General features: G+C 69.1%; 24 protein-coding genes. 5 read left to right on the top strand and 19 right to left on the bottom strand.

Annotation, left to right across the window (positions count from 1 at the left end; all coding sequences use genetic code 11):
- Positions 1-12 precede the first annotated feature (12 nt).
- Genes PYV02_RS07795 through PYV02_RS07785 form a run of 3 tightly spaced genes read left to right on the top strand, consistent with a single transcriptional unit; the run spans position 13 to position 4,863 of the window.
- Positions 13-1,596, top strand: coding sequence for a carboxylesterase/lipase family protein (locus tag PYV02_RS07795; protein WP_275757836.1), 1,584 nt, complete (start codon positions 13-15; stop codon positions 1,594-1,596).
- Complete coding sequence (locus tag PYV02_RS07790; protein WP_275757835.1) at positions 1,593-3,143, top strand: MFS transporter; 1,551 nt, start codon at positions 1,593-1,595, stop codon at positions 3,141-3,143. The genes PYV02_RS07795 and PYV02_RS07790 overlap by 4 nt, the downstream gene beginning before the upstream one ends.
- A 4-nt stretch (positions 3,144-3,147) precedes the next feature.
- A complete protein-coding gene (locus tag PYV02_RS07785; protein WP_275757833.1) occupies positions 3,148-4,863 on the top strand; it encodes an amidohydrolase in 1,716 nt (571 codons plus the stop codon).
- A 13-nt stretch (positions 4,864-4,876) separates the two neighbouring features.
- Here the strand turns inward: PYV02_RS07785 and PYV02_RS07780 are convergent, their stop codons facing one another.
- The 6 genes from PYV02_RS07780 to PYV02_RS07755 all read right to left on the bottom strand — a co-directional run bounded on the left by PYV02_RS07780 (position 4,877) and on the right by PYV02_RS07755 (position 9,147).
- Positions 4,877-5,623 carry an SseB family protein gene (locus PYV02_RS07780; protein WP_275757831.1) on the bottom strand — a complete coding sequence of 249 codons (747 nt, stop codon included), beginning with the start codon at positions 5,621-5,623 and terminating at the stop codon, positions 4,877-4,879.
- Positions 5,623-6,372: a bifunctional 1-(5-phosphoribosyl)-5-((5-phosphoribosylamino)methylideneamino)imidazole-4-carboxamide isomerase/phosphoribosylanthranilate isomerase PriA gene (priA, locus tag PYV02_RS07775; protein WP_275757829.1), complete on the bottom strand. Its 750-nt coding sequence runs from the start codon at positions 6,370-6,372 to the stop codon at positions 5,623-5,625. Before priA ends, PYV02_RS07780 begins: the two co-directional genes overlap by 1 nt.
- 68 nt (positions 6,373-6,440) lie before the next feature.
- Entirely contained in the window at positions 6,441-7,076 is a 636-nt protein-coding gene (hisH, locus tag PYV02_RS07770; RefSeq protein WP_275757964.1) for an imidazole glycerol phosphate synthase subunit HisH, read from the bottom strand.
- Entirely contained in the window at positions 7,076-7,681 is a 606-nt protein-coding gene (gene hisB, locus PYV02_RS07765; RefSeq protein WP_275757827.1) for an imidazoleglycerol-phosphate dehydratase HisB, read from the bottom strand. The genes hisH and hisB overlap by 1 nt, the downstream gene beginning before the upstream one ends.
- Positions 7,678-8,751 (bottom strand): histidinol-phosphate transaminase, encoded by a 1,074-nt coding sequence (locus PYV02_RS07760; protein ID WP_275757826.1) that lies wholly within the window; start codon positions 8,749-8,751, stop codon positions 7,678-7,680. The genes hisB and PYV02_RS07760 overlap by 4 nt, the downstream gene beginning before the upstream one ends.
- A 30-nt stretch (positions 8,752-8,781) precedes the next feature.
- Entirely contained in the window at positions 8,782-9,147 is a 366-nt protein-coding gene (locus PYV02_RS07755) for a LysM peptidoglycan-binding domain-containing protein (protein WP_275757824.1), read from the bottom strand.
- Between the two features lie 223 nt (positions 9,148-9,370).
- Here PYV02_RS07755 and lexA point away from each other — a divergent pair, with 223 nt between their 5' ends.
- Positions 9,371-10,042 (top strand): transcriptional repressor LexA, encoded by a 672-nt coding sequence (gene lexA, locus PYV02_RS07750; protein WP_275757822.1) that lies wholly within the window; start codon positions 9,371-9,373, stop codon positions 10,040-10,042.
- Positions 10,043-10,080: 38 nt separating this feature from the next.
- Here the strand turns inward: lexA and PYV02_RS07745 are convergent, their stop codons facing one another.
- Together PYV02_RS07745 and hflX are read right to left on the bottom strand one after the other, a co-directional pair.
- Positions 10,081-11,028, bottom strand: a complete 948-nt coding sequence (locus PYV02_RS07745) for a methylenetetrahydrofolate reductase (protein WP_275757820.1) — start codon at positions 11,026-11,028, stop codon at positions 10,081-10,083.
- 118 nt (positions 11,029-11,146) lie between these two features.
- Complete coding sequence (gene hflX, locus PYV02_RS07740; protein ID WP_275757818.1) at positions 11,147-12,670, bottom strand: GTPase HflX; 1,524 nt, start codon at positions 12,668-12,670, stop codon at positions 11,147-11,149.
- 53 nt (positions 12,671-12,723) lie between these two features.
- On the opposite strand from hflX, the gene PYV02_RS07735 reads away from it, so the two are divergent.
- Complete coding sequence (locus PYV02_RS07735; RefSeq protein ID WP_275757816.1) at positions 12,724-13,371, top strand: class I SAM-dependent methyltransferase; 648 nt, start codon at positions 12,724-12,726, stop codon at positions 13,369-13,371.
- Positions 13,372-13,398: 27 nt separating this feature from the next.
- Here the strand turns inward: PYV02_RS07735 and dapF are convergent, their stop codons facing one another.
- The 11 genes from dapF to PYV02_RS07680 form a co-directional block, all read right to left on the bottom strand.
- Positions 13,399-14,268, bottom strand: coding sequence for a diaminopimelate epimerase (dapF, locus tag PYV02_RS07730; protein WP_275757814.1), 870 nt, complete (start codon positions 14,266-14,268; stop codon positions 13,399-13,401).
- A gap of 3 nt (positions 14,269-14,271) precedes the next feature.
- Positions 14,272-15,192 carry a tRNA (adenosine(37)-N6)-dimethylallyltransferase MiaA gene (gene miaA / locus PYV02_RS07725; RefSeq protein ID WP_275757962.1) on the bottom strand — a complete coding sequence of 307 codons (921 nt, stop codon included), beginning with the start codon at positions 15,190-15,192 and terminating at the stop codon, positions 14,272-14,274.
- A complete protein-coding gene (gene miaB, locus PYV02_RS07720) occupies positions 15,189-16,709 on the bottom strand; it encodes a tRNA (N6-isopentenyl adenosine(37)-C2)-methylthiotransferase MiaB (RefSeq protein ID WP_275757812.1) in 1,521 nt (506 codons plus the stop codon). Before miaB ends, miaA begins: the two co-directional genes overlap by 4 nt.
- 36 nt (positions 16,710-16,745) lie before the next feature.
- Positions 16,746-17,384: a regulatory protein RecX gene (locus PYV02_RS07715; protein ID WP_275757810.1), complete on the bottom strand. Its 639-nt coding sequence runs from the start codon at positions 17,382-17,384 to the stop codon at positions 16,746-16,748.
- Between the two features lie 3 nt (positions 17,385-17,387).
- Positions 17,388-18,494, bottom strand: a complete 1,107-nt coding sequence (gene recA, locus PYV02_RS07710; RefSeq protein WP_275757808.1) for a recombinase RecA — start codon at positions 18,492-18,494, stop codon at positions 17,388-17,390.
- A 251-nt stretch (positions 18,495-18,745) separates the two neighbouring features.
- The gene (locus tag PYV02_RS07705) at positions 18,746-18,967 is read right to left on the bottom strand and encodes a DUF3046 domain-containing protein (RefSeq protein WP_275757806.1); all 222 of its coding nucleotides are present in this window, start codon (positions 18,965-18,967) and stop codon (positions 18,746-18,748) included.
- A 104-nt stretch (positions 18,968-19,071) separates the two neighbouring features.
- Positions 19,072-19,380 carry a helix-turn-helix domain-containing protein gene (locus PYV02_RS07700; RefSeq protein ID WP_275757804.1) on the bottom strand — a complete coding sequence of 103 codons (309 nt, stop codon included), beginning with the start codon at positions 19,378-19,380 and terminating at the stop codon, positions 19,072-19,074.
- Between the two features lie 122 nt (positions 19,381-19,502).
- Positions 19,503-19,988: a CinA family protein gene (locus PYV02_RS07695; protein WP_275757802.1), complete on the bottom strand. Its 486-nt coding sequence runs from the start codon at positions 19,986-19,988 to the stop codon at positions 19,503-19,505.
- A complete protein-coding gene (gene pgsA, locus PYV02_RS07690; protein ID WP_275757959.1) occupies positions 19,981-20,574 on the bottom strand; it encodes a CDP-diacylglycerol--glycerol-3-phosphate 3-phosphatidyltransferase in 594 nt (197 codons plus the stop codon). The genes PYV02_RS07695 and pgsA overlap by 8 nt, the downstream gene beginning before the upstream one ends.
- Before the next feature lie 92 nt (positions 20,575-20,666).
- Positions 20,667-23,336, bottom strand: a complete 2,670-nt coding sequence (locus tag PYV02_RS07685) for an FtsK/SpoIIIE family DNA translocase (protein ID WP_275757800.1) — start codon at positions 23,334-23,336, stop codon at positions 20,667-20,669.
- A 51-nt stretch (positions 23,337-23,387) separates the two neighbouring features.
- Positions 23,388-23,849, bottom strand: a complete 462-nt coding sequence (locus tag PYV02_RS07680; protein WP_275757798.1) for a GNAT family N-acetyltransferase — start codon at positions 23,847-23,849, stop codon at positions 23,388-23,390.

The raw sequence follows: 23,849 nt of genomic DNA, 5'->3' as shown, positions 1-23,849 counted from the left end.
GGGAACACATCCATGGCCGAGCAGAACACCCTCGAGACTGATCCCAGCCTCATCGTCACCACCGGGTCTGGTCCGGTGAAAGGTGCCGACGACGGACTCGTGCGCGCCTGGAAGGGCGTGCGCTACGCGGCACCACCCGTCGGAGAACTGCGCTGGCGCTCACCCCGACCGCCCGAGCCATGGACCGAGATCGTCGATGCCACCGAGTACGGCGCGGTCAGCCCTCAGCCGGCGAACGCGATCATCGACCTGAGTGCCGGCGCGGTGCAGAGCGAGGACTGCCTGACCCTCAACGTCTTCGCGCCGACGGCGAGTGAGTCACCCGAACCACGCCCGGTCATGGTGTGGCTGCACGGCGGTGCCTACATCTTCGGGGCCTCGAGCCAGAGGATGTTCGACGCGCACCACTTCGTGACTCGCGGCGATGTGATCGTCGTGACCGTCAACTACCGCGTTGGAGCCCTCGGGTTCCTCGACCTGTCCTCGTTCGACTCCGGCGAGCATGTCTTCGACTCCAACCTGGCGCTTCGCGATGTGTTGCTCGCCCTCAACTGGGTGCAACAGAACATCGCCGCGTTCGGCGGCGACCCGAAGAACGTCACGCTGTTCGGCGAGTCCGCGGGCGGTGGGCTCGTGACGACATTGATGACCACGCCGAGCAGCGAGGGCCTGTTCGCGAGAGCAATCGCAGAGAGCTCCCCCGCGACATCCGTGTACGACACCGCGAGGGCCGCGACGGTCGCGCAGATGTTCCTCGACACGGTGTCGATCACGGCAACCGCGGTTGCGCGGCTGCGCGAACTTCCCGTCGAGCAGATCGTGGATGCGGGCTTCGCCGTGTATCGCGAGGTGCCGACCGAATACCCGGGAACACTCGCTTTTGCACCGATCGTGGATGGCGATCTCGTTCCCGACTATCCCGTGACCCGCTTCCGCGACGGGCTTGCGCACCCCGTGCCCCTGATCATCGGCACGAACAAGGACGAGGCCGGCTTGTTCAAACTCATGAAGTCGCCGCTGATGCCGATTCAGTCGGAGACGATCATGAAGATGTTCGCGGGGATCGCCGCCGAACATCCCGAACTGACCCTGCCCAGCGAGGCGCAAGTTGGATCGGCGTACAGCGGCCTGAGTCTGAAGGCAAAGGGGTTGGGCGTCGCCCGAGATGTCGGATTCCGGATGCCCACGCTGTGGCTCGCGGAGGGCCACAGCCGCGTCGCCCCGGTGTACCTCTACCGCTTCGACTGGGCCACCCCCATGCTGCGGCTGCTGGGCATCGGTGCGACGCACGCCACCGAACTGCCCTACCTGTGGGGCAATCTCGTGAGCGGCCCCAAGGACATCACGTTCAAACTCGGTGGCCTCTCCACCGGAAAGGCCATCTCGGAGCGGATGCAGACGCGTTGGCTGACCTTCGCGGTGGACGGGGTGCCCAACGGCCCGCACGGCGAACCCGAGTGGCCCAGGTACGAGACCGGCGCCGATGGCGCTGGCGAGCGCGCGACGCTCGTGATCGACAAGCGGGACAGCGTCGTCGATGACCTCGACCGAGAGGTGCGGCTCGCCTGGGGCGACGAGGTGTTGAGCTTCCTATGACGACCACGCAACGCACACGGACGGCGCAGATCCTCCTCCTCGGGCTGCTCGGCGCCATTCAGGTCGCCGACCCCCTGATCACCACGCTCACGCTCGTGAAGGTCTCGGACGAGCTCAACTTCACGGCCTCGCTCCAGTCGCTCGCTGCGGGCATCTCGACCTTCGCGCTCGCGGCAACCGTCATCCCCGGCGGAGTGCTCGCCGATCGGCTCGGTCGGCGCAAGTTGCTGGCGATGTCGCTGATACTCGCCTCGGTCGGGCAGATCATCACGGCCCTCGGCCCCGATTCGATGCTGTTCCTGCTGGGCAGGGTCATCACCGGGGTCGCGCTCGGAACCACCTTCGCGGCGGCGTACGGCATGATCAAGGACATCGTCTCGGTGGAGGACCGCGGCCCGGCTCTTGCCAAGTTCAACATCGTCAACACGGTCTTCCCGCTGCTCGTGGTCGTGATCACCGGCCCGCTTGCCGCCATCAACTGGCGCTTGGCGTTCCTGATCCTCCCCGTGGTGTCGCTCATCGTGTTCCCGCTGACCTTGCGCATGCTGCCCGATGTCGCCCGAGTGGCCACCGGCAAGGTGGACTACGTCGGAATGCTGCTCATCGCCCTCGGCGTGGCCGGGCTCCTCGTGGGCATCAGCGCCGCCAGCTCCGGGCTCGAGAACCCGCGATTCTGGCTGCCGATCGCGCTGGGAATCGTTGCCCTCGTCGCGTTCGGCATCTACGGCGCCCGCGCGGCGAACCCGGTGTTCCCTGTGAAGTTGCTCACCCATCCGGCGTTCTTGGCCGCGGTGCTCATGGGCGTCATCTTCAATTTCGCCAGTTCGGCATCGAGCCAGACCGCAGTGAACTTCTGGCAATACATCATGCACATGCCCACCGCCCTGGTCGGCATCGCCAGCCTGCCGACCGTGGTCGTCGCCGTCATCGCTGCGATCGTTGCGGGCCGGCTGATCAAGGCGGGGATGTCGGCGGGAGCCATCTGCCTCATCGGATGCGTTCTCATCGTTGCCGCGCTGCTCACGCTGCTGCTGGTGCGGGCCGACTCGAGCTATCTCGTCTTCGTCCCCATGCTGCTGCTGAGTGGATTCGGCGTGACGATGGTCGCAATGGTGCAGGGCAACCTCTACCTGAGCCTCGCGCCGGCGCGATTCTTCGGCCCCGTGACCTCGAGCAAGACCGCCGTGGGCCAGTTCGGCTATTCACTCGGCCTCACCGGAACGACGGTGCTGGTGAGCATCTTCACGCTCAACGGGGTGCACACCGCGAGCGCTGGAGCGATCTCCGGGGACGGGTCGTGGGACGCGATCACCTCATACCTGGCCACCGGAACCACGACGGACTCGACCCTCGGCGCGATCGACCACGCGAGCCTTGCGGACATCTACGCCCAGGCGTTCGTCTCGACCGCGGTGGTCAGCGCCATCGTGATCGCGGTGGCCGCGGCAGCGATCGTGCTGTTGTTGCGGCGACGCCAGGCGACGCTGCCGGTCGACGAGTTCCTCGGGCTCGCCGACGAACCAGCTCCCTCCCACATGATTGGCTGAAGCCATGACAGAGACGATTCTCACGGCCGGCTCGATCATCACGATGGATGACCGATTGCCTCGGGCCCAGGCGGTCGCGGTGTCGGGCGACACCATCGTCGCCGTCGGCACCCTCGAACAGTGCCGGGCGGCACTTCCTGGTGCGACCGTGGTCGATACCCGCGCCCAGGTGCTGCTGCCCGGGTTCGTCGAGCCGCACAGCCACCCGTTCGTCAGCGGGGTGACCACCCAGGCGCCCGCGGTCTCGATTGCCCCCTGGGTCGCATCCACCTGGGCCGATGTCGTGACCATCTTCACCACGACGGCCGCGGCGAGCGAGCCCTCGCTGCCCCTGGTCTTCAACGGATTCGACGCCCTGCTGCACGGCCGACCGGCACCGGACGCGGCCACCCTCGACGAGATCTTCGGCGACCGGGTCGTGGTCGTCGCGGACAACTCCGGACACGGAACCTACTTCACCTCGGCCCTCATCGCCAAGAACGGCTGGGATGTCGCGGTGCCCGCGGATCCCGTGGGCGGTCGCTTCGGGCGGACAGCCAGCGGCGCGCTGGACGGCAAGGCCTACGAGGTGCCTGCGAACACCCTCGTACTCGGGCCAGTGCTCCTGGAACTGGGCGGGAACATGCTCTCCAGCGCGGCGCAGTACTACGCCCTGATGGCGCGAGCGGGCATCACCTCGACCTCGGACATGACCTACTCCGCCGACCTCATGGCCGGGTACGAGGCGCTCGCCGCCCTTCCCGGCGTACCGTTGCGGGTCAGCATGTGGCAGGTTTCCACCGCGGAGGGATACACGGAGCCGGTCGCCTTCGATGCCGGCGATCGCCTGCTCGTCAAGCAGGGCGTGAAGCTGTGGACGGACGGCTCCCCCTGGATCGGCAACGTGGCGATCTCGTTCCCGTACCTCGCAACCGAGACGACCCATCGTGCGGGCATCGATCCTGCGACCGCCGGCGGCGAGGCTTCGATGAACTACGGTCGGCACGATGTCGATGCGATTCTCGACGAGTGCGCTCCTCTTGGCTGGCAGATGTCGTTCCATTCCAACGGCGACCTCGCGATCGATTTCGCCCTCGACGCCTACGAGCGCGCGCTCAGCGAGCACGGCCTGCTCGGCACCGATCATCGCTGGCGAATCGAACACGTCGGCGCTGGACGTCGCGACCAGTTCGAGCGCGCCGCCGCCTTGGGCGTTCACCTCTCGATGGCTCCGTTCCAGTACTACTACTGGGGCGACCTCCTCGATGGCGAGATGTTCGATTCGACGCACGGGGCTCGCTGGCAGGCCTTCAGTGACGCGGTCGCGTCTGGGGCGTGCGTGTCGTTCCACAATGACGGTTCGGTCTCGCCGCCCAGCCCACTCCTCAACGTGCAGACGGCCGTCACACGCCAGACCAGCAGCGGAACGGTGCACGCGCCCGAGCAGCGCATCGACATCGACGCGGCCCTGAGAGCGCACACCATCGACGCGGCCAGAACCCTCAACCGCGACCGCCTTGTCGGCTCGCTCACTCCGGGGAAGCTCGCGGACTTCGTCGAGTTGAGCGCCGATCCCTATGAGGTCGACCCCGCCACGCTGACCACGAACGTGACCGTGCTCGGCACCTGGCTCGGCGGCGAGAGAGTCGATCTCGACGGGTTCCTCTTGGCGGCCAGCGACGAGAACCCGGCGACACACGCCCACCTCGCCGCGAAGGCCCACGCTGGGCACACGTGCTGAAGCGCGCGGCTCGCTACGCCGTCACGACCTGAACCCTCATCGAATCCACCCGATCCGCGATCACGTCGCTCGCGCTCCAGCGCTGCCGCAGGCGCGCCATGACGGCGTCATAGCGGGACCGATCCAGTCCCTCCTCGAGAGCGAGGCGCACCACGAGTTCCGGTCCGGTCAGGCGAGCGTCGGGGTCCCCCGGGGCGAGGGTGACGGCCAAGACGGCGGCTTCGGGCGCCGCGGCGGCCAGGAACGCCTCGAGCACGGTCTCGTCCTCGTAACAGGGCAGCCACGGGATGCCCGTGGCCAACGACTCGAGCGCCGGCCGTCGCACGGCGAACTCGGTCGGCGATCCGGGGTCGAGCACGATCAGCGGAGTGGACTCGGCAGCGGCGGCGATGGCCACCCGGGGTGCGGCGATCGGGATGGGGCGGGCGGCAGCATCCCACACCCGCATCGTCTCGACCGAGCTGAACACCGGCAGCACCGAGCGGCCGTCGGGACCGGCGACGGTGACGATGGAGAGTTCCTGGGTCTTGTCGACCAGCTGGCCGTGCGCCCCGATGCCCTCGTCGCCGCGCACCGTCACGAGCGGCAGCAGCAGGCGAGCGTCGTGCATGGCGAGCACGACCTGCAGTGCGCCGAGCTCACCGGCGCGGAACCGCCGCACCGCCTCGATCAGCCGCGGGTCGGCCGAGCCGTCGTCGTCGGCGCTCGGGTTGGGTTCGAAGCGACGACCTTCCCACGGAACGCCCGCGGAATCGGTCATCAGTTGCCGGCGACGTCGAGGGCTTCGGTGAGCGTGAACGCACCCGCGTAGAGGGCCTTGCCGACGATGGCGCCCTCGAGCCCGCCCGGTACCAGCTCACGCAGATCTGCGATGTCGTCGAGACTCGCGACGCCGCCGGAAGCGATCACCGGACGGTCGGTGCGCTCGATCACCTGGCGCAGCAGGTCGAGGTTCGGGCCCTTGAGCGTGCCGTCCTTGGTGACGTCGGTGACGACGTAGCGGGCGCAGCCCGCCGCCTCGAGCCGATCCATGACCGACCAGAGGTCGCCGCCCTCCTTCGTCCAGCCGCGGGCGGCGAGCGTCGTGCCGCGCACATCGAGGCCGACGGCGATCGCATCGCCGTACTCGGAGATCACGTGGGCGGCCCACTCCGGATTCTCCAGCGCCGCGGTGCCGAGGTTGATGCGCTTGGCACCGGTCGCGAGCGCGGACTCGAGGCTCGCGTCATCCCGGATGCCGCCGGAGAGCTCGATGTTGATGCGCCGAGGGCAGGACTTGATCACCTTGCGGATGACGCTGCGATTGTGACCGCGCCCGAACGCCGCATCGAGGTCGACGAGGTGGATCCACTCCGCACCCTGATCGACCCACTCGCGCGCGGCATCCACCGGCTCGCCATAGCTCGTCTCGGTGCCGGCCTCCCCCTGGGTCAGCCGCACCGCCTTGCCGTCGGCGACATCCACCGCCGGAAGCAGGATCAGTTCGGGCGTCCTGTTGAACTCGCTCATTGCCGTCTCTCTCGCGGCTCGATGCCGCGCACAAACAACCGATAGTAGTCGCCCGGCCGGGCGCCGCGTTACAGCGTGCCGAGCCAGTTCTGCAGCAGGCGGATGCCCGCGGGCCCGGACTTCTCCGGGTGGAACTGGGTGGCGGCGAGCGGACCGTTCTCGACCGCCGCGAGGAAACGGGAGCCGTACTCGCACCACGTGAGACTCGGCTGCGGGAATGGCGCATCCACCTGCAGCTCCCAGCGCTGCGCGGCGTACGAGTGCACGAAGTAGAAGCGCTCGTCGCGGATGCCCTCGAAGAGCGCCGAGTGCTCGGCCGCCTCGACCGTGTTCCAGCCGATGTGCGGCAGGATCGGCGCATCCAGCTCCGTGACGACGCCGGGCCACTCCCCGAGTCCGGGCGTGTCATTGCCTCGCTCGACACCGTGCTCGAAGAGCACCTGCATGCCGACGCAGATGCCGAGCACGGGGCGACCGCCGGCGAGTCGGTGTTCGATCATCGCACCACCGCGCACCGCGCCGAGCTGGGCCACGACGGCCTCGAAGGCGCCGACCCCGGGCACCACGAGCCCATCGGCGGACTCCACGATGGAGCGGTCGGCCGTGAGCGTCACGTCGGCGCCCGCGAGTTCGAGCGCCTTCGCCGCGGAGTGCACGTTGCCGGAGCCGTAGTCGAGCAGTGCGACGGTTGGGCGGGCCACGATCAGAGCTTGCCCTTCGTCGACGGCACGCCGCTCACCCGAGGATCGGGCTGCACGGCGAAGCGCAGCGCCCGCGCGAAGGCCTTGAACTCGGCCTCGGCGATGTGGTGCGGATCGCGTCCCGAGAGCACGGTCACGTGCACCGTGAGCGCTCCGTTGAAGGCGATCGCCTCGAACACGTGCCGCACCATGGAACCGGTGAAGTGCCCGCCGATGAGGTGGTGCTCGAAGCCGGCCGGCTCGCCCGAGTGCACGAGATAGGGGCGGCCCGAGACATCCACCACCGCCTGGGCGAGCGCCTCGTCGAGCGGCACGAGCGCGTCGCCGTAGCGGGAGATGCCCGCCTTGTCGCCGAGTGCCTGCTTGAGCGCGGTGCCGAACGCGATGCCGACGTCTTCGACGGTGTGGTGCACGTCGATGTGGGTGTCGCCCGCGGCCTTGACGTTCAGGTCGATGAGCGAGTGCTTGGAGAGCGCCGTCAGCATGTGGTCGAAGAACGGCACGCCCGTGTCGATCGACGACGTGCCGGTGCCGTCGAGGTCGATGCTCAGCTGGATGCTCGACTCGCTCGTCTCGCGCGCGATGGTCGCCGTTCGTTGTGCGGTCACCGCTCGATCCTACCGAGCGCGTCGAGGAAGATCGTGGTCTCGGCCGCGCTGCCTGCGGTGACGCGCAGGTGGTGCGGGATGCCGACGTCCCGGATCAGGATGCCCTGCTCGAACAGCTCCTGGAACGTGCGCTGCGGATCGGACACCCCGCCGAATAGCACGAAGTTGGCCGCGCTCGGCAGCGGCGTGTAGCCGAGCTCCGGCAATGCGGCGATCATGCGGTCGCGCTGGGTCTTGATGTCTTCGACCATCGCGAGCATCTCGGGGGCGTGGGCGAGCGCGGCGACGGCCGCCGCCTGGGTGAACGCCGAGAGGTGGTAGGGCAGCCGCACGAGGCGCAGCGCGTCGATCGCCGCCGGATCGGCGACGAGGTAGCCGACGCGGGCGCCCGCGAAGGCGAAGGCCTTGCTCATGGTGCGGCTCACGAGCAACCGCGGACGGCCCGGCAGGAGGCTCAGCGCCGTCGGCTGATCGCCGGCGAACTCGGCATAGGCCTCATCGACCAGCAGCATGCCCTCGTGCGCGTCGTAGGCGGCGGCGATCGTCTCGAGCGCCAGCGGCGTGCCGGTCGGGTTGTTCGGCGAGCACAGGAACACGATGTCGGGCTGCTCGCGCTCGATCGCCGCGACGACGGTGGCCGGGCTCAGTTCGTATCCGGCATCGCGCTCGGCGGCGATCCACCGGGTTCCCGTGCCGCTGGCGATGATCGAGTGCATCGAGTAGGTGGGCGGAAAGCCGAGCACACTGCGGCCGGGCCCGCCGAACGCCTGCAGCACGTGCTGCAGCACCTCGTTCGACCCGTTCGCCGCCCAGATCTGCTCGGGCAGGATGCCCCCGCCGAGGTACCCGGCCAAGGACTCCCGCAGCGCCGTGAACTCCCGATCGGGGTACCGGTTGACGCCGAGCACCGCGGCGGCGAGGGCCGTGACGATGTCGGTCGCGACCGCCTCGGGAATCGGATGCGTGTTCTCGTTGACGTTCAGCTGCACACGCACGTGCTCCTGCGGCGCACCGTAGGGCTTCAGGCCCCGGAGGTCGTCACGAATGGGCAGGTCGTCGAGCGAGGTCACCCGACAAGCCTAGGCTCCGCCGAGGGCGTCTCAGCGCGCGAACTCCGCGGGGATCGCGAGTTGCTGCCCCGGGAACACCTCGGACGAATCGAGCTGGTTCAGCTGCACGATGCGCTCGATGACGTCGCGCGGGTCCGCCCCTGGCGCGATGGTCTCGGCGAGTTGCCACAGCGACTCACCGGAATCGACGGTGACGTACTGGAACGCGACATCCGAGCCCTCGAGACTCGCCGTCGCGCCGCCGCCGTTGAGCGCGAACACGAACGCCGCGACGACCAGTGGTGCGGCCGCGAGCGTGGTGAGCACGCCGCGGCCGCGCTTGGTGAGGCGAAGGCGCGGTCGCGGTGCACGGAAGGCGTCGTCGCCCACTCCGAACCCGATGCTCACTGCGCTCATGATCTCCGCCTTCCGAGGTTTTCGTATCCGGCCGCTCGGCCGGGAGGGCCGGATACGAAGTCTTAGAATCTGTGTTCCGAACATATCTTCGATTGCGCCGAAGATCAAGCATCATGTTCGAACCAGCCACCGACATTGGCGTGACACGCTCGAACAGGTGTTTGTTTCTCGCCCTGCAACCGGATACAGTTTCGAAGGAACCACCGACATCGGGAGGAACGGCATGGACGAGGACATCAAGGCGGGCGGCACCAGGCGCCGTACGAGCCTCAGCGACAAGCAGCTGGCGATCCTCGACGTCATCCAGCGCTCCGTGTCCACCCGCGGCTACCCGCCGAGCATGCGCGAGATCGGCGACGCCGTCGGCCTCGCCTCCCTCTCGAGCGTCACCCATCAACTCGGGCAGCTCGAGCTCAGCGGCTACCTGCGCCGCGACCCGAATCGGCCGCGGGCGATGGAGGTGCTGATCGACCTTCCCTCCAGCGCCGAGGATGCCCCGGAGAACGCCCCGGCGGTGGGCGACGCCGTGATGGTGCCGCTCGTCGGCCGCATCGCGGCGGGCATCCCGATCACCGCGGACCAGCAGATCGACGAGGTGTTCCCGCTCCCCCGTCAGCTCACCGGCAAGGGCGAGCTCTTCATGCTGAAGGTAGTCGGCGACTCCATGATCGATGCCGCGATCTGCGACGGCGACTGGGTGGTCGTGCGTCAGCAGAAGAACGCCGAGAACGGCGACATCGTGGCCGCCATGCTCGACAACGAGGCGACCGTGAAGGTCTTCCGTCAGCGCGACGGCCACACCTGGCTGCTGCCGCGCAACTCGGCCTTCGAGCCGATCCTGGGCGACCACGCCGAGGTGCTCGGCAAGGTCGTCACCGTGCTGCGCGCGCTGTAGCGACGGTCACCGCAGCCACGGCGCTGCGGACAGCGGTTTCAGGCGGTCGCGCGCCGGGCTGGGACGAGTCCCACGCCCTCGAGCACCGCCAGCACCGCCTCGTGCTGGTTGAAGGTGTACAGGTGCAGCCCGGATGCACCACCCTCGAGCAGCTGCGCACCCAGCCGCGTCGCGTGCTCGATGCCCACGGCGGCCTGCGCTCCGGGGGTCTCGGCGGCACGCAGCGCGCGATCGAGCCCCACCGGATTCGCTTCGCCCGTGAGCTCGAGGATGCGTTCGAGGCGCTTCGAGCTGAGCACCGGCATGATGCCCGGCAGGATACGCATGGTCACCCCGGCAGCGCGAGCCTTCTCGACGAACCCCAGGTACTCATCGGCGTGGAAGAACAGCTGCGTGATCGCCAGGTTCGCGCCCGCCGCCTCCTTCGCCAGCAGGGTGTCGAGGTCCTGCTCCACCGAACGCGAGCGCGGATGCCCGTTGGGGAACGCCGCGACCGCGATGGTGATCTTGTGACCCTTCTCGACCCGCTTGGCCGTCGGGAACCCCGGAACGGCCTCGAGCGAGAACGGAACGCGTTCGGCCTGCACGCGGTGGATGAGCTGCACGAGCTCGCCGGCGCTGCGCAAGTCGCCCAGGAACTCGTCGTCCTCCTTGGTGCCCTGAGGCGGGTCTCCGCGCACGGCGAGGAAGCTCGTGACCCCGACATCCAGGAACTGGCGGATGAGACGGCTCGCCTCGGCGGTCGACGAACCGACGCACGTCAGGTGCGCCATCGCCGTGAACGACGAATGCTGCAGCAGGTGCTCCAGCAGGGCGAGCGAGGTGCTGCGAGAGGATCCGTTCGCGCCATAGGTGACCGAGATGAACTCGGGACCGGATGCGATCAGGTGCTCGAGCGAGTCGAAGAGCGCCGCTTCGGCCGAGGGGCTGCGCGGCGGGTACAGCTCGTACGACAACGTGGGCTTGTGCGCGGGCTCTGCGCTCACTGCGGCACCCTTCGGTCGAGAACCATCCGAATGGGCGGGTGCCGGGCTCGGCGGTCGCTCCTGCCGGGCACGATGCCCGACCGTTCAAGTCTAAACACCGTGCCCGACAGCCGCGACGCTACGCGCGGAACTCCTCGAGTTCGGCCACGCGCGACGGGTGCACGAGCGCCGTCACCCGCGTGCCGGCATCCTCGTAGTCCGTGGCGAGCACGCGGCCCTGCACGTGCAGCCGCGAGATCACCTCGCCCCGGTCGTACGGCACCAGGAGGGTCATCTCGACCTCCGGTGCGGGCAACTCCTCCGCGATCCTGGCGAGCAGTTCCTCGATGCCCTCGCCCGTGCGCGCGGAGACGAACACACCGCGCGGTTCCAGCCCGCGCAGCACCATCCGCTGCTCGTCGTCGGCGAGATCGCTCTTGTTGAACGCGACGATCTCCGGGATGTCGCGGGCACCGACCTCGCCGATCACGTCGCGCACGGTCGCCAGCTGCGCACCCGGATCGGGGTGGGAGGCGTCGACCACGTGCACGATGACGTCCGCCATGCCCACCTCCTCGAGCGTGGAGCGGAACGCCTCCACGAGCTGGTGAGGCAGGTTGCGCACGAAGCCCACAGTGTCGGCGATGGTGAAGACGCGTCCGTCGGCGGTCTGCGAGCGACGCACGGTGGCATCCAGGGTCGCGAACAGCGCGTTCTCGACGAGCACGCCCGCCTTGGTGATGCGGTTGAGCAGGCTCGACTTGCCGGCGTTCGTGTAGCCCGCGATCGCGACCGAGGGCACCTCGAAGCGATTGCGGTTGGCGCGCTTGGCCTCCCGCGCCGGTGCGAATCCCTTGATCTGCTTGCGCAGCTTCGACATGCGGGTGTGGATGCGGCGGCGGTCGAGCTCGATCTTCGTCTCACCCGGTCCGCGGCTGCCCATGCCCGTGCCGGAGCCGACCTGGCCACCGGCCTGCCGCGACATCGACTCGCCCCAACCCCGCAGGCGCGGCAGGAGGTACTCGAGCTGGGCGAGTTCGACCTGCGCCCGACCCTCGCGGCTCTTGGCGTGCTGGCTGAAGATGTCGAGGATCACCGCGGTGCGGTCGATCACCTTGACCTTCACGATGTCCTCGAGCGCGCGCCGCTGACTCGGAGCGAGCTCGGTGTCGGCGATCACGGTGTCGGCCCCCGTGGCGGCGACGACGCCCGCGAGCTCCTGCGCCTTGCCCTTGCCGAAATACGTGCTGGGGTCGGGATGCGGGCGCCGCTGCAGCAGAGCGTCGAGCACGACCGCGCCCGCCGTCTCCGCGAGGGCCGAGAGCTCGCGCAACGAGTTCTCGGCATCCTGCAGATTGCCCTGCGAGTAGATGCCGATGAGCACCACGTTCTCGATGCGCAGCTGCCGATACTCGACCTCGGTGACATCCTCGAGCTCGGTCGAGAGCCCGGAGACGCGACGCAGCGCCTGGCGTTCCTCGCGATCGAACTGCTCACCGTCTCGGGCCTGCTCGTAGTGGTCGTCCTGCTGCAGCGCCTGGGCACCGCTCGTGCCGAATCGGGTGACGGCCGAGTGCGTCTCGGACGTCGCGAGCACGCGATCGACCGCGGCATCGGTGCTCGCGGTGCCGGTCGGCTCGTCATTGATGCTTGTTTTCGTCATTTTCGTCAACCTTAGTTCTGTCGTAGCGCCTGGGTTCCGTGTACGTTCTCTGCATGAGCAGCGAGCACTACTTCTCGGCCGCCCCCGGAAGTGAGCTGAAGCTGCGGACGATCCACACCCGCATCGCGGGGCGCGATGTCGACGTGACCACCGCCGGCGGCGTGTTCAGTCCTGAGCGGGTCGACACCGGGACGCAGGTGCTGCTCGCGAGCGTGCCCGCCCCGCCTCCCGGCGGAAACCTGCTGGATCTCGGCTGCGGTTGGGGTCCGATCGCCCTCACGCTCGCGCTCGAGTCACCTCATGCGACGGTGTGGGCCGTGGACGTCAACGAGCGCGCACTCGATCTGGTGCGGGCGAACGCCGAGAAACTCCACATACCGAACATTAAAGCAGTTACGCCTGAGAATGTTCCCGAGGATGTCGGATTCATGACGATCTGGTCGAATCCGCCGATCCGCGTGGGCAAGCACGAGCTGCACGGACTGCTGGAGCGCTGGCTGCCGCGCCTGGAGCTCGGCACGGACGGTTGGCTCGTCGTGCAGCGCAACCTGGGTGCCGATTCGCTGCATCGCTGGCTGCAGGCGACGTTCCCCGATGACTTCAGCTTCGTGCGCGCCGCGACCAACAAGGGCTACCGCGTGCTGCGCTGCCGACGGCGGTCCGGCACGGGCATGACGCAGCCGATCGACATCGTGCGCTGACGCGTCAAAGGCCGGCGGCGGCGCGTTTCAGACCTCGAGCGCGCCGTTGAAAACGAGCTCGGCCGGTCCGCTGAGCCAGACGTGCTCACCGTCGTCGTCCTGGATCATCCGCACGCCGACGGTGCCGCCGGCCACCTGCACCTCCCAGCGGTCCGGAGCGCCCGGCCCCGCCCAGTACCGCGTCGCGAGGGCGGCGGCCACGGCGCCCGTGCCGCACGAGAGCGTCTCGCCGCTGCCGCGCTCGTGCACACGCATCCGGATGCGACCGACACCCTGCTGCACCAGCGGCTCCCCCGCGACCACGAACTCCACGTTCGCACCGTCGGGCGGGGTCGGTTCCAGCACGGGGATGTAGCTCAGGTCCGCGGCATCCAGCTCGTCTTCCGTCGCGAGGGCGACGACCACGTGCGGGTTGCCGACGTTGATGCCCAGGCCCGGGCGGGCGACCGGCAGCTCCTTCGCCCGCACGAGCGGCTCGCCGCCGTCGAGGCGCCAGGTGCCCAGATCGGCCTCGAAGCCGTCTGCCGCCGCGCGCACCTCGTGCACGCCGCTGCGGGTGCCGATCGGCAGGCTGCCGTCGGGCCCGAACTCGGCCAGCCCGTTGTCGAGCAGGTAGCGGGTGAACACCCGGATGCCGTTGCCGCACATCTCCGCGATCGAGCCGTCGGCGTTGCGATAGTCCATGAACCACTCGGCCCCGGCCGCCGCGGCGGCGGCCCCGTCGGAGAGGCGCTCCGAGCGGACCGCGCGGAGCAGGCCGTCCGCGCCCACGCCGAAGTGACGGTCGCAGATCGCCGCGACCTGCGATTCGCTGAGCTCGACGGCGCCGTCCGGGTCGGCGAACAGCACGAAATCGTTGCCGGTGCCGTGCCCCTTGGTGAAGTGCAGGGTGGTCATCTCTCAATCCTCGCGCATGGCGAGCGAGGCCGCGGTCGCGAACCGTCCGGGGTCGTCGGCGTTCAGCCAATGGACGTCGCGGTAGCGCTTGAACCACCCGACCTGCCTGCGGGCGTACCGGCGGGTGAGCGCGGCCGTCTGCGCGATCGCGTCCGGCTGCGTCAGGGTGCCTGCCAGCTGCGCGAGGGCCTGGGCGTACCCGATCGCGCGGCTCGCGGTGACCCCCAGTCCGGTTCGCTCGAGCTCACGCACCTCGTCGAGCAGGCCATCCGCCCACATGCGCTCCGCGCGCGCATCGAGCCGCGGCACCAACTGCTCGCGTGGCAGGGTCAGGCCGAGCACGAGCGTGGGGCGCCAAGGCTCGCCGCTCTCCGGAAGGCCGGAGCCGAACTCGCCGCCGGTGATCTCGATCACCTCGAGCGCCCGCACCAGGCGCCGGCCGTTGTGGGTGCCGATCGACTCCGCGGCCGCAAGGTCGAGCTCCCGCAGCCGTGCGTGCAGCTGCCCCGGACCGAGCACCTCCAGCTCGGCCTCCAGGCGGGCGCGCACCTCGGGGTCCGTACCGGGGAAGCGGAAGTCCTGGATGACGCTCGAGACGTAGAGTCCGGAGCCGCCGACGAGGATGGGGCGCGCACCGCGACGCTCGATGTCCTCGATCGCGGCGCGGGCATCCGCCTGGTACCGCGCGACGCTCGCCTCCTCCGTGGGTTCGAGCACATCGAGCAGGTGATGCGGGATGCCGCGACGCTCGCTCTCGGGAACCTTGGCGGTGCCGATGTCCATGCCGCGGTAGAGCTGCATGGCGTCGGCATTGACGATCTCCGCGGGCCGGCCGGCCGAGCCGAGGCGCTCCGCGAGTTCGAGGGAGAGTTCGGACTTGCCGGTGCCGGTGGCCCCGACGATGACGACGAGCGAGGCGCTCAGCGTTGGCCGTCGCTCACGTCGTAGATGGGCAGGGTCGCCACGCGCAGTCCGGGGAGGCCGAGCGAGACCCGGCCCTCGGTCACCGACGCCGACGGAACGGCGCAGGACTCCGCCTCCGCGCGATCCCAGGCGTCGCCCGCGCGGGTGGCCCGCACCTGCAGCGGCGCGCCGTCGACCGAATCGGCGATGAGGTGGAACGGAGCTGCGTGCGTGATCTCGACCGTGACCACGTCACCCGGGCGTGGGATGGCGCTGCCGCTCGGCACCTCGAAGTGCACGAGACGGCTGTCTTCCGCACGCCCCGTGAGGCGATCGGTCTCGGCGTGCTTGCGGCCGTCGGCGGCGGTGACCAGCACCTCGACCTTGCGACCGACCAGACGCTGGTTCTCCTCGAGGGAGATGCGGTCCTGCAGGGCCGCAAGCCGTTCGTAGCGCTCCTGCACCACGGCCTTGGGCACCTGATCGGGCATCGTCGCCGCCGGTGTCCCCTCGCGGATCGAGTACTGGAACGTGTAGGCCGAGGCGAAGCGCGCCTGCTCGACGACGCGGAGGGTCTCGGCGAAGTCCTCCTCGGTCTCGCCGGGGAAGCCGACGATGATGTCGGTGGAGATCGCCGCGTGCGGGATGCGCGCGCGCACCCGGTCGAGGATCCCCAGGAACCGCTCGGAACGGTAGGAACGGCGCATCGCCTTGAGGATGCGGTCCGAGCCGGACTGCAGCGGCATGTGCAGCTGCGGCATGACGGCCGGCGTCTCCGCCATCGCCTCGATGACGTCGTCGGTGAAGGCCGCGGGGTGGGGGCTGGTGAACCGGATGCGCTCGAGCCCCTCGATCCGCCCCGCGGCGCGAAGCAGTTTGCCGAACGCCTGTCGGTCGCCGAACTCGACGCCGTAGGAGTTCACGTTTTGACCGAGCAGCGTCACCTCGATCGCACCGTCGTCGACGATCGCCTGGATCTCGGCGAGGATGTCGCCCGGGCGACGGTCCTTCTCCTTGCCGCGCAGCGCGGGCACGATGCAGAAGGTGCAGGTGTTGTTGCAGCCCACCGAGATCGACACCCACGCGCTATGGGTGGACTCGCGGCGCGTGGGCAGCGTCGACGGGAAGGTCTCCAGCGACTCCAGGATCTCCAACTGCGCCTCGCCGTTGTGGCGGGCTCGCTCGAGCAGGGTCGGCAGCGAGCCCATGTTGTGCGTGCCGAAGACGACATCCACCCACGGAGCCTTCTCGAGGATCGTCGCCTTGTCCTTCTGGGCGAGGCATCCCCCCACCGCGATCTGCAGGTCGCGGGTCTTCTTCGCATTGCCCAGGATGCCGAGATTGCCGTAGAGCTTATTGTCGGCGTTCTCACGCACCGCACAGGTGTTGATCACGACGACGTCTGCGTCGCCGTCGACGGCACGCACGTAGCCGGCCGCTTCGAGTGAGCCGCTGAGCCGCTCGGAGTCGTGCACGTTCATCTGGCAACCGAAGGTGCGCACCTCGTAGGTGCGCGGGCGGTCCAGCAGGTCGGTCATGGCGTCAAGCCTAACCGCGGCGTCGAGCGCGCGAGCTCAGCGGAACCGCGGCCCGCTCGGCTCGAGCGCGCGCGCGACCGCCGTGGAGACGACCGACCCCGAATAGCCCTTGCGCATCAGGAATGCGCCGAGCCGCCGCTTCGCCGTCTCGGCGTCGTAGGAACGCAGCTGCGGGGCTCGGCGCTCGGCGATCGCGATGGCGCGGTCGAGTTCATCGTCGCCCTCGACGACCGCGAGCGCCGCCTCGATCGCATCGGGATGCAGCTTGCGGCGCTTGAGCTCGCCGACGAGCGCCGCACGCCCCAGCCCCTTGCGCTCGCGCAGGGTGCGCACCAGCGTCTCGGCGAGAAGTCCGTCGTCCAGCAGCCCGACGGACTCCAGTCGATCGATCTCCGCGACGATGTCGGCCTCCTCGAACTCCCGCGCCAGCAGGAGATCGTGCATCTCGCGCGAGGAGACGCCGCGTCTGGCCAGGGCATGCATGCTCACGTTGCTGATGCGGGCGAAGGAACCACGGGCTGCCGGTACCGGATCGGCGACCGACTCTGCCTCCGCCTCGTTCAGCGCAGCACGTGCGGTCGCGAGCCTCGCCGACGGCGAGGGCTCCCCCGAGTCAGCTGGTTGCGGCGAGCCGAACAGCCAGGTGACCGGAGCGAGCCGCTCGCCATCGCTCACGAGCTACTCCCCGACGGCCTGGAGCGCGGGCTCCGGCTGTGCTGCCGCGGCGGGGGCGGCCTTGGCCGGGGCAGACTTCGCAACCGGTGCGGCGGGCGCCTCCACGAGCTTCGGCACGCCGATGCCGAGCTTGGTCATGATCTTCTGCTCGATCTCCTTGGCGATGGCCGGGTTCTCGATCAGGAAGTTGCGCGAGTTCTCCTTGCCCTGCCCGAGCTGGTCGCCGTCATAGGTGTACCAGGCACCCGACTTGCGCACGATCTCGTGCTCCACACCGAAGTCGATGAGACTGCCTTCGCGCGAGATGCCCGTTCCGTAGAGGATGTCGAACTCCGCCTGCTTGAAGGGCGGAGCCATCTTGTTCTTGACGACCTTGACGCGCGTGCGGTTGCCCACCGCGTCCGTGCCGTCCTTCAGCGTCTCGATGCGGCGGATGTCCAGGCGCACCGACGCGTAGAACTTGAGCGCCTTGCCGCCGGCGGTGGTCTCCGGGCTGCCGAAGAACACGCCGATCTTCTCGCGGAGCTGGTTGATGAAGATCATCGTGGTGTTGGTGGAGCTGAGTCCACCGGTGAGCTTGCGCAGCGCCTGCGACATGAGGCGGGCCTGCAGGCCGACGTGCGAGTCGCCCATCTCGCCCTCGATCTCGGCACGCGGCACGAGGGCTGCGACGGAGTCGATGACGATGAGGTCGATCGAGCCGGAGCGCACGAGCATGTCGGCGATCTCGAGCGCCTGCTCCCCCGTGTCGGGCTGCGAGACGAGCAGCGAGTCGATGTCGACACCGAGCTTGGCCGCGTAGTCGGGGTCGAGGGCGTGCTCGGCGTCGATGAAGGCCGCGATGCCGCCGTTGCGCTGCGCGTTCGCGATCGCGTGCAGGGTCAGCGTGGTCTTGCCGGAGGACTCCGGGCCGTAGATCTCGATGATGCGACCGCGCGGGAGTCCGCCGATGCCGAGGGCGACGTCGAGGGCGACGGAGCCGGTGGGGATGACCTCGACCGGGGCGCGCTCGTCGCTGCCGAGGCGCATGACGGAACCCTTGCCGAACTGGCGGTCGATCTGCGCGAGGGCGGTCTCGAGGGACTTCTCGCGGTCTGCTGCTGATGCCATGTGCTTCTTCTCCGGTCTCGGCGACTCGCGTCGCTGGTTGCTGCCCATAGGCTGTCGCTCCTCCACCGCCCGGTGTTGCAAGGGCGGCAGCCTCCCGACAAAGGCTGGTGGTGCTTGGTTGTCACGCTACGCTCGGCGGCCGACATCCGGCCGAAGCACCTCGCGTGTTGTGGATGAAACCCGTCTTCGAAGAGACGTTATGGAGAAGCTAGCACCGTTCGAACAGATCTTCGAGTGTGGCGCGCGGCGTGTCAGCGGCGCGGCTCGCGCAGTCCCACGCCGTAACGGCGCTCCGGCGGCACGTCGGCGGCCTCGCAGAGGGCCAGCCAGATCTCGCGCGGGGAGACGCCCTTGGCGATCGCCTCGTCGGCGGTCAGGCCGCCCACCTGCGTGAGGGCGAGGTCGCGCACGATGACGCGACCGTAGTCGCCGAACTCGTCGGCGACGGCCGTCCGGAACTCGCTCAGCCGCATCATCCCAACCTAGATCATTCGTTCCTCGGGCCGAGCTGGCCGAGGGCGTGGACAGACGACGAACGCCCCGGCGGTGAGGCCGGGGCGTTCGTGATGCTCAGGGACTAGCGCGAGACCAGATCCGCGTCGAACTCGGCGACGAGGTCGTCCGGCAGCGTGTCCGGGATGGGGTTGACGCCCTCGATCACGGCGAGCCGATCGCCGACCTCGCGCATGATCACGGAGATGGGCGTGTCGAGCGCGTCCGCGACGGACGCGAGGATCTCGGAGCTGGCCTCTTTCTGGCCGCGCTCCACCTCGCTCAAGTAGCCGAGCGCGACGCTCGCCTTGCTCGCGACCTGACGGAGGGTGCGACCCTTCTGCAGGCGGAAGTCACGGAGAACGTCACCGATTTCCTGACGAACCAGAACCATGTGGGACCCTCCTTTTCGCAACTGTCTCGTGGCTAGCTTACGAGTACCCTAGCCACTGCAGTCTGTGTGGTGCTTGTGAACTCGACAGATGTAACGCGATCGAAACGAGTGCTATTCCCGCCTCACGGCTCGAGCAGGTCGAGCAACTCCGTGAGTGCGGCGTCGACCACGGCGGCACGGATCTCGGCCCGCGACCCCGTCAGTTGCAGGTGCGTCGTGCGCACCTCGCTGCCGATCGCGAAGCCCAGGTAGACGGTGCCGATCGGCTGTCCATCCTGCGGATCCGGCCCCGCCACCCCGGTCGCGGAGACGCCGACGTGGGCGGGACGACCGTCGACGGCGAGCACGGCTCGCACACCGCTGGCCATCTGGGCCGCGACATCCGCGTGCACCGCACCGTGCGCCGCGAGCACCTCGGCATCGACGCCGAGCACGCTGTGCTTGATCGAGGTGTCATAGGCGACCACGCCCCCGCGCACCACGGCCGAGGCGCCCGGGATGCTCACGAGCTCGGCCGTGAGCAGACCGCCGGTCAACGACTCGGCGACCCCGATGCTCCAGTGCCGCGCGGTGAGCGTGGCGATGATGGATGCCGCGGCGTCAGCCACGACGGTTCTGCCGCCAGGCCTGCACGAGGTAGTCGACGCCCGTGACCACGGTGAGCACCAGCGCGAGGCCCATCACCGACCAGTTGACCCAGAGCACCCAGTCGCCCAGCAGCGTCCACAGCGGCACGAGGAACAGGGAGATCGCGACCGCCTGCACGATCGTCTTCAGCTTGCCGCCGCGGGAGGCGGGGATGACCCGCTTGGAGAGCACCGCGAACCGGAACGCCGTGATGCCGAACTCGCGCACCAGGATGACGATGGTCACCCACCACCACACCTCACCCAGGATCGACAGCGTGACGAGTGCGCCGCCGATGAGCACCTTGTCGGCGATCGGGTCGAGGATGATGCCGGCATCCGTGATGAGGTTGCGGTTGCGGGCGAGGTGCCCGTCGAGGCTGTCCGTCGCGATGGCGACGATGAACAGCCCGGCGGCCACATAGCGCAGCACGCCGTTCTGGCCAGCGTCCTGCAGCAGCAGCCAGATGAACAGCGGTGCCAGCAGGATGCGCACCACGGTGATGATATTCGCGACGTTGCCGCTGGAGGCCGGGGTATCCCCCCTGCTCGCGACGCGGCCCTTCATGGAGTCGCGCACGGCGTTCGCGGCGTCCTGCGCTGACTGCCGCTTGGTCGGACGGGACTCCGGGCTCGACTGCGGCTCAGGATCCACTTCGGTCACTCCCGATCGGTCAGACTCCAGGCGTCCTCGTCCGAGTCACCATCGACTTCATCGTACTGCGCCGCGCCGGGCTCGTCGTCGCCGCGCAGGCGCGCGAGCACCCCAGGAAGCTGCTCGGCGGTGACGAGCACGTCGCGCGCCTTCGAGCCCTCCGAGGGACCGACGATCTCGCGAGATTCGAGCAGATCCATCAGGCGGCCCGCCTTCGCGAAACCGACGCGGAGCTTGCGCTGCAGCATCGAGGTGGAGCCGAACTGGGTGCTCACCACCAGCTCGGCGGCGGCCAGGAGCAGTTCGAGATCGTCACCGATGTCGGCGTCGATGTTCTTCTTCTCGGCGGTGACGGCGACGTCCGTGCGGTACTCGGGACGGGCCTGGGCGATCACGTGCTGCACGACCGCGTTCACCTCGGCTTCGGTGACCCAGGCACCCTGCACGCGGATCGCCTTCGAGGCGCCCATCGGCATGAACAGGGCATCGCCCTGGCCGATGAGCTTCTCGGCGCCCGGCTGGTCCAGGATGACGCGGCTGTCGGTCATGCTCGACACCGCGAACGCGAGCCGCGACGGCACGTTCGCCTTGATCAGGCCGGTCACGACATCGACGGACGGGCGCTGGGTGGCCAGCACGAGATGGATGCCCGAGGCGCGTGCGAGCTGGGTGATGCGCACGATCGAGTCCTCGACATCCCGGGGGGCGACCATCATCAGGTCGGCGAGCTCGTCGACGACGACGAGCAGGTAGGGGTAGGGGCTGAGCTTGCGCTCGCTGCCGGCGGGCAGCACGATCTCGCCCGCGACGACGGCGCGGTTGAAGTCGTCGATGTGACGGAAGCCGAACGACGCGAGGTCGTCGTAGCGCATGTCCATCTCCTTCACGACCCACGCGAGCGCCTCCGCCGCCTTCTTCGGGTTCGTGATGATGGGGGTGATCAGGTGCGGCACGCCCGCGTAGATCGAGAGCTCGACGCGCTTGGGGTCGATGAGCACCATGCGCACCTCGGCGGGCTTCGCGCGCATGAGCACCGAGGTGATCATCGAGTTCACGAAGCTCGACTTGCCCGACCCGGTCGAACCCGCGACGAGCAGGTGCGGCATCTTCGCGAGGTTGGCGACGACGAAGCCGCCCTCGACGTCCTTGCCGAGGCCGATCGTCATCGGGTGCTCGGACTTGGTGGATGCCCCGGAGCGCAGCACGTCGCCGAGCGAGACGATCTCGCGGTCCTTGTTGGGGATCTCGACGCCGATTGCCGACTTGCCGGGGATCGGGGAGAGGATGCTCACCTCGTTCGAGGCGACCGCATAGCTGATGTTCTTGGCCAGCGCCGTGACCCGCTCGACCTTCACGCCCGGGCCGAGCTCGAGCTCGTAGCGGGTGACCGAGGGGCCTCGGCTGAACCCGGTGACCGCGGCATCCACCTGGAACTGCTTGAGCACCTCCGTGATCGCCGCGACCACCTCGTCGTTGGCCGCCGAACGCGCCTTGGGCGGGGTGCCGGGGGTGAGCAGGGATGCCGCGGGCAGACGGTACACCGTCGTGGTGCGCGGCTTCGTGGCCGGCAGATCGAACTCCCCCGCCGCGCCCTTCTCCGACGCCTTCTCGGTGAAGCCCGGCAGCAGCCCGGCGCCGTCTTCGCGCAGGCCCGTGGCACCCGGCTCGATCTCGCCGGTGAAGCGCTTGACCGCGTCCTCGGCCTTGAGCAGGTCTTCCAGCAGGTCGATACCGAACTCCCCCTCGGCGGGCACCCGAGCCACGACCTCGGTCTCGAGTTGGTCGGCCGGTACCTCGCGCGCGATCACGGGGCTGTCGAACGCCGGCTCTCCGGTGCGGTTGGCCTTGTTGCGCCGCCACCACGGCAGCGAAGCCGGGTCTTCGTCGCCGAGACCGAGGTCGGTCATCGAGCCGAAGTCGAGCGACTCCTCGATCTTCGCGGCCCTCGCCGCGGCACGCTCCTCCTCGGTCGCCAGCTGCGCGCCGAACAGGTAGGCGTAGAGCTCCCGCAGACGCGAGCCGATGCGGTTCGGCGGGGTCTTGGTGATGATGAACAGCGACAGCACGAGCAACGCGACGATCACCGGGGTGGCGAGCGCCGCGGAGCCGATCGTGATCAGCGGGCTGGCAACCACCCAGCCGATGAGACCCCCGGCCTTCGCGAGCATCTCCACGCCTGCTGAGGGCTGCGGCTGCCCGCCGAAGGTGTGCAGCAGGCCGCTGACCGTCACCAGCAGCAGGCCGAGCCCGATGCCGATGCGACCGTTGTCGTGCACGCTCGAGGGATGCCGGAACAGCCATGCCGCGAACAGCAGCATGATCACCGGCAGCGCGAACGCGACGCGACCGAACAGTCCCCCGAAGGTCCAGGCGTCGAGCGCGATGGCGACCGGGTCGTTGGGGTTGAACCACTCCACGACCGCACCCGCGATCGCGAGCACGAGGATCAGGAACGGCACGCCGTCACGGCGCTCCGACTTGTCGAAGGTCTCCTTGCCGAGCAGGCGGAAGGCGCCTCCGGCGGCGTGCGCGAGACCCATCCAGGCCTTGACGAGCGGGCCCGGCTCCTCGATCACGACCTGCTTGCGGGCGGGCATCCGCTTCGTCGGCTGGTTGCCGCGGCCACCCTTCGACGGCGTGCGAGCACGCGAAGTCGACCTGGTGCTCGTAGCCATGGCGTCCACGGTACCCGCGGCCCCCGTCGACGGGCCGGAACGACACCCGGCTCAGCGGTGCAGCATGGTCGTCGCGTCGCCGAAGCGGCCCACCGCTTCGAAGCCCTCGGAGCGGTACAGCTCGATCGCCGGATTGCCGTCCTCGACGCTGAGGCTCACGGGGCCGTCCGCGCCGTCGATCGCGGCGCGCAGCAGTGCGCGGCCGATGCCGCGCCCGCGGTGGCCCGGCCACACCGCGATGCCGAGCTCGGGGGTGCGGTCGTCGACGAAGCCGTAGCCGGGATGCTGCGCGCTGAACAGTCGCATCCAGAGCACCCCCACAACCCCGCCATCGATCTCGGCGACGTAGCCCGAATCGCCCGGACGCATCCAGCCCTCGACGTAAGGCGCGAACGTCGGATCCGCGCGCCAGAAGGCCTCGCCCCGCACCCGAGCGGGATTCCAGTCCGCGGTCAGCACGAAGGCCCGCTCGATGGACGCGCGGTCGTCGTCCCGTGCCTGCCGGATCTTCAC

Source organism: Antiquaquibacter metalliresistens (genome assembly GCF_029211225.1).
Lineage (GTDB): Bacteria > Actinomycetota > Actinomycetes > Actinomycetales > Microbacteriaceae > Rhodoglobus > Rhodoglobus metalliresistens.
This window is presented reverse-complemented; position numbering and strand designations above follow the sequence as displayed.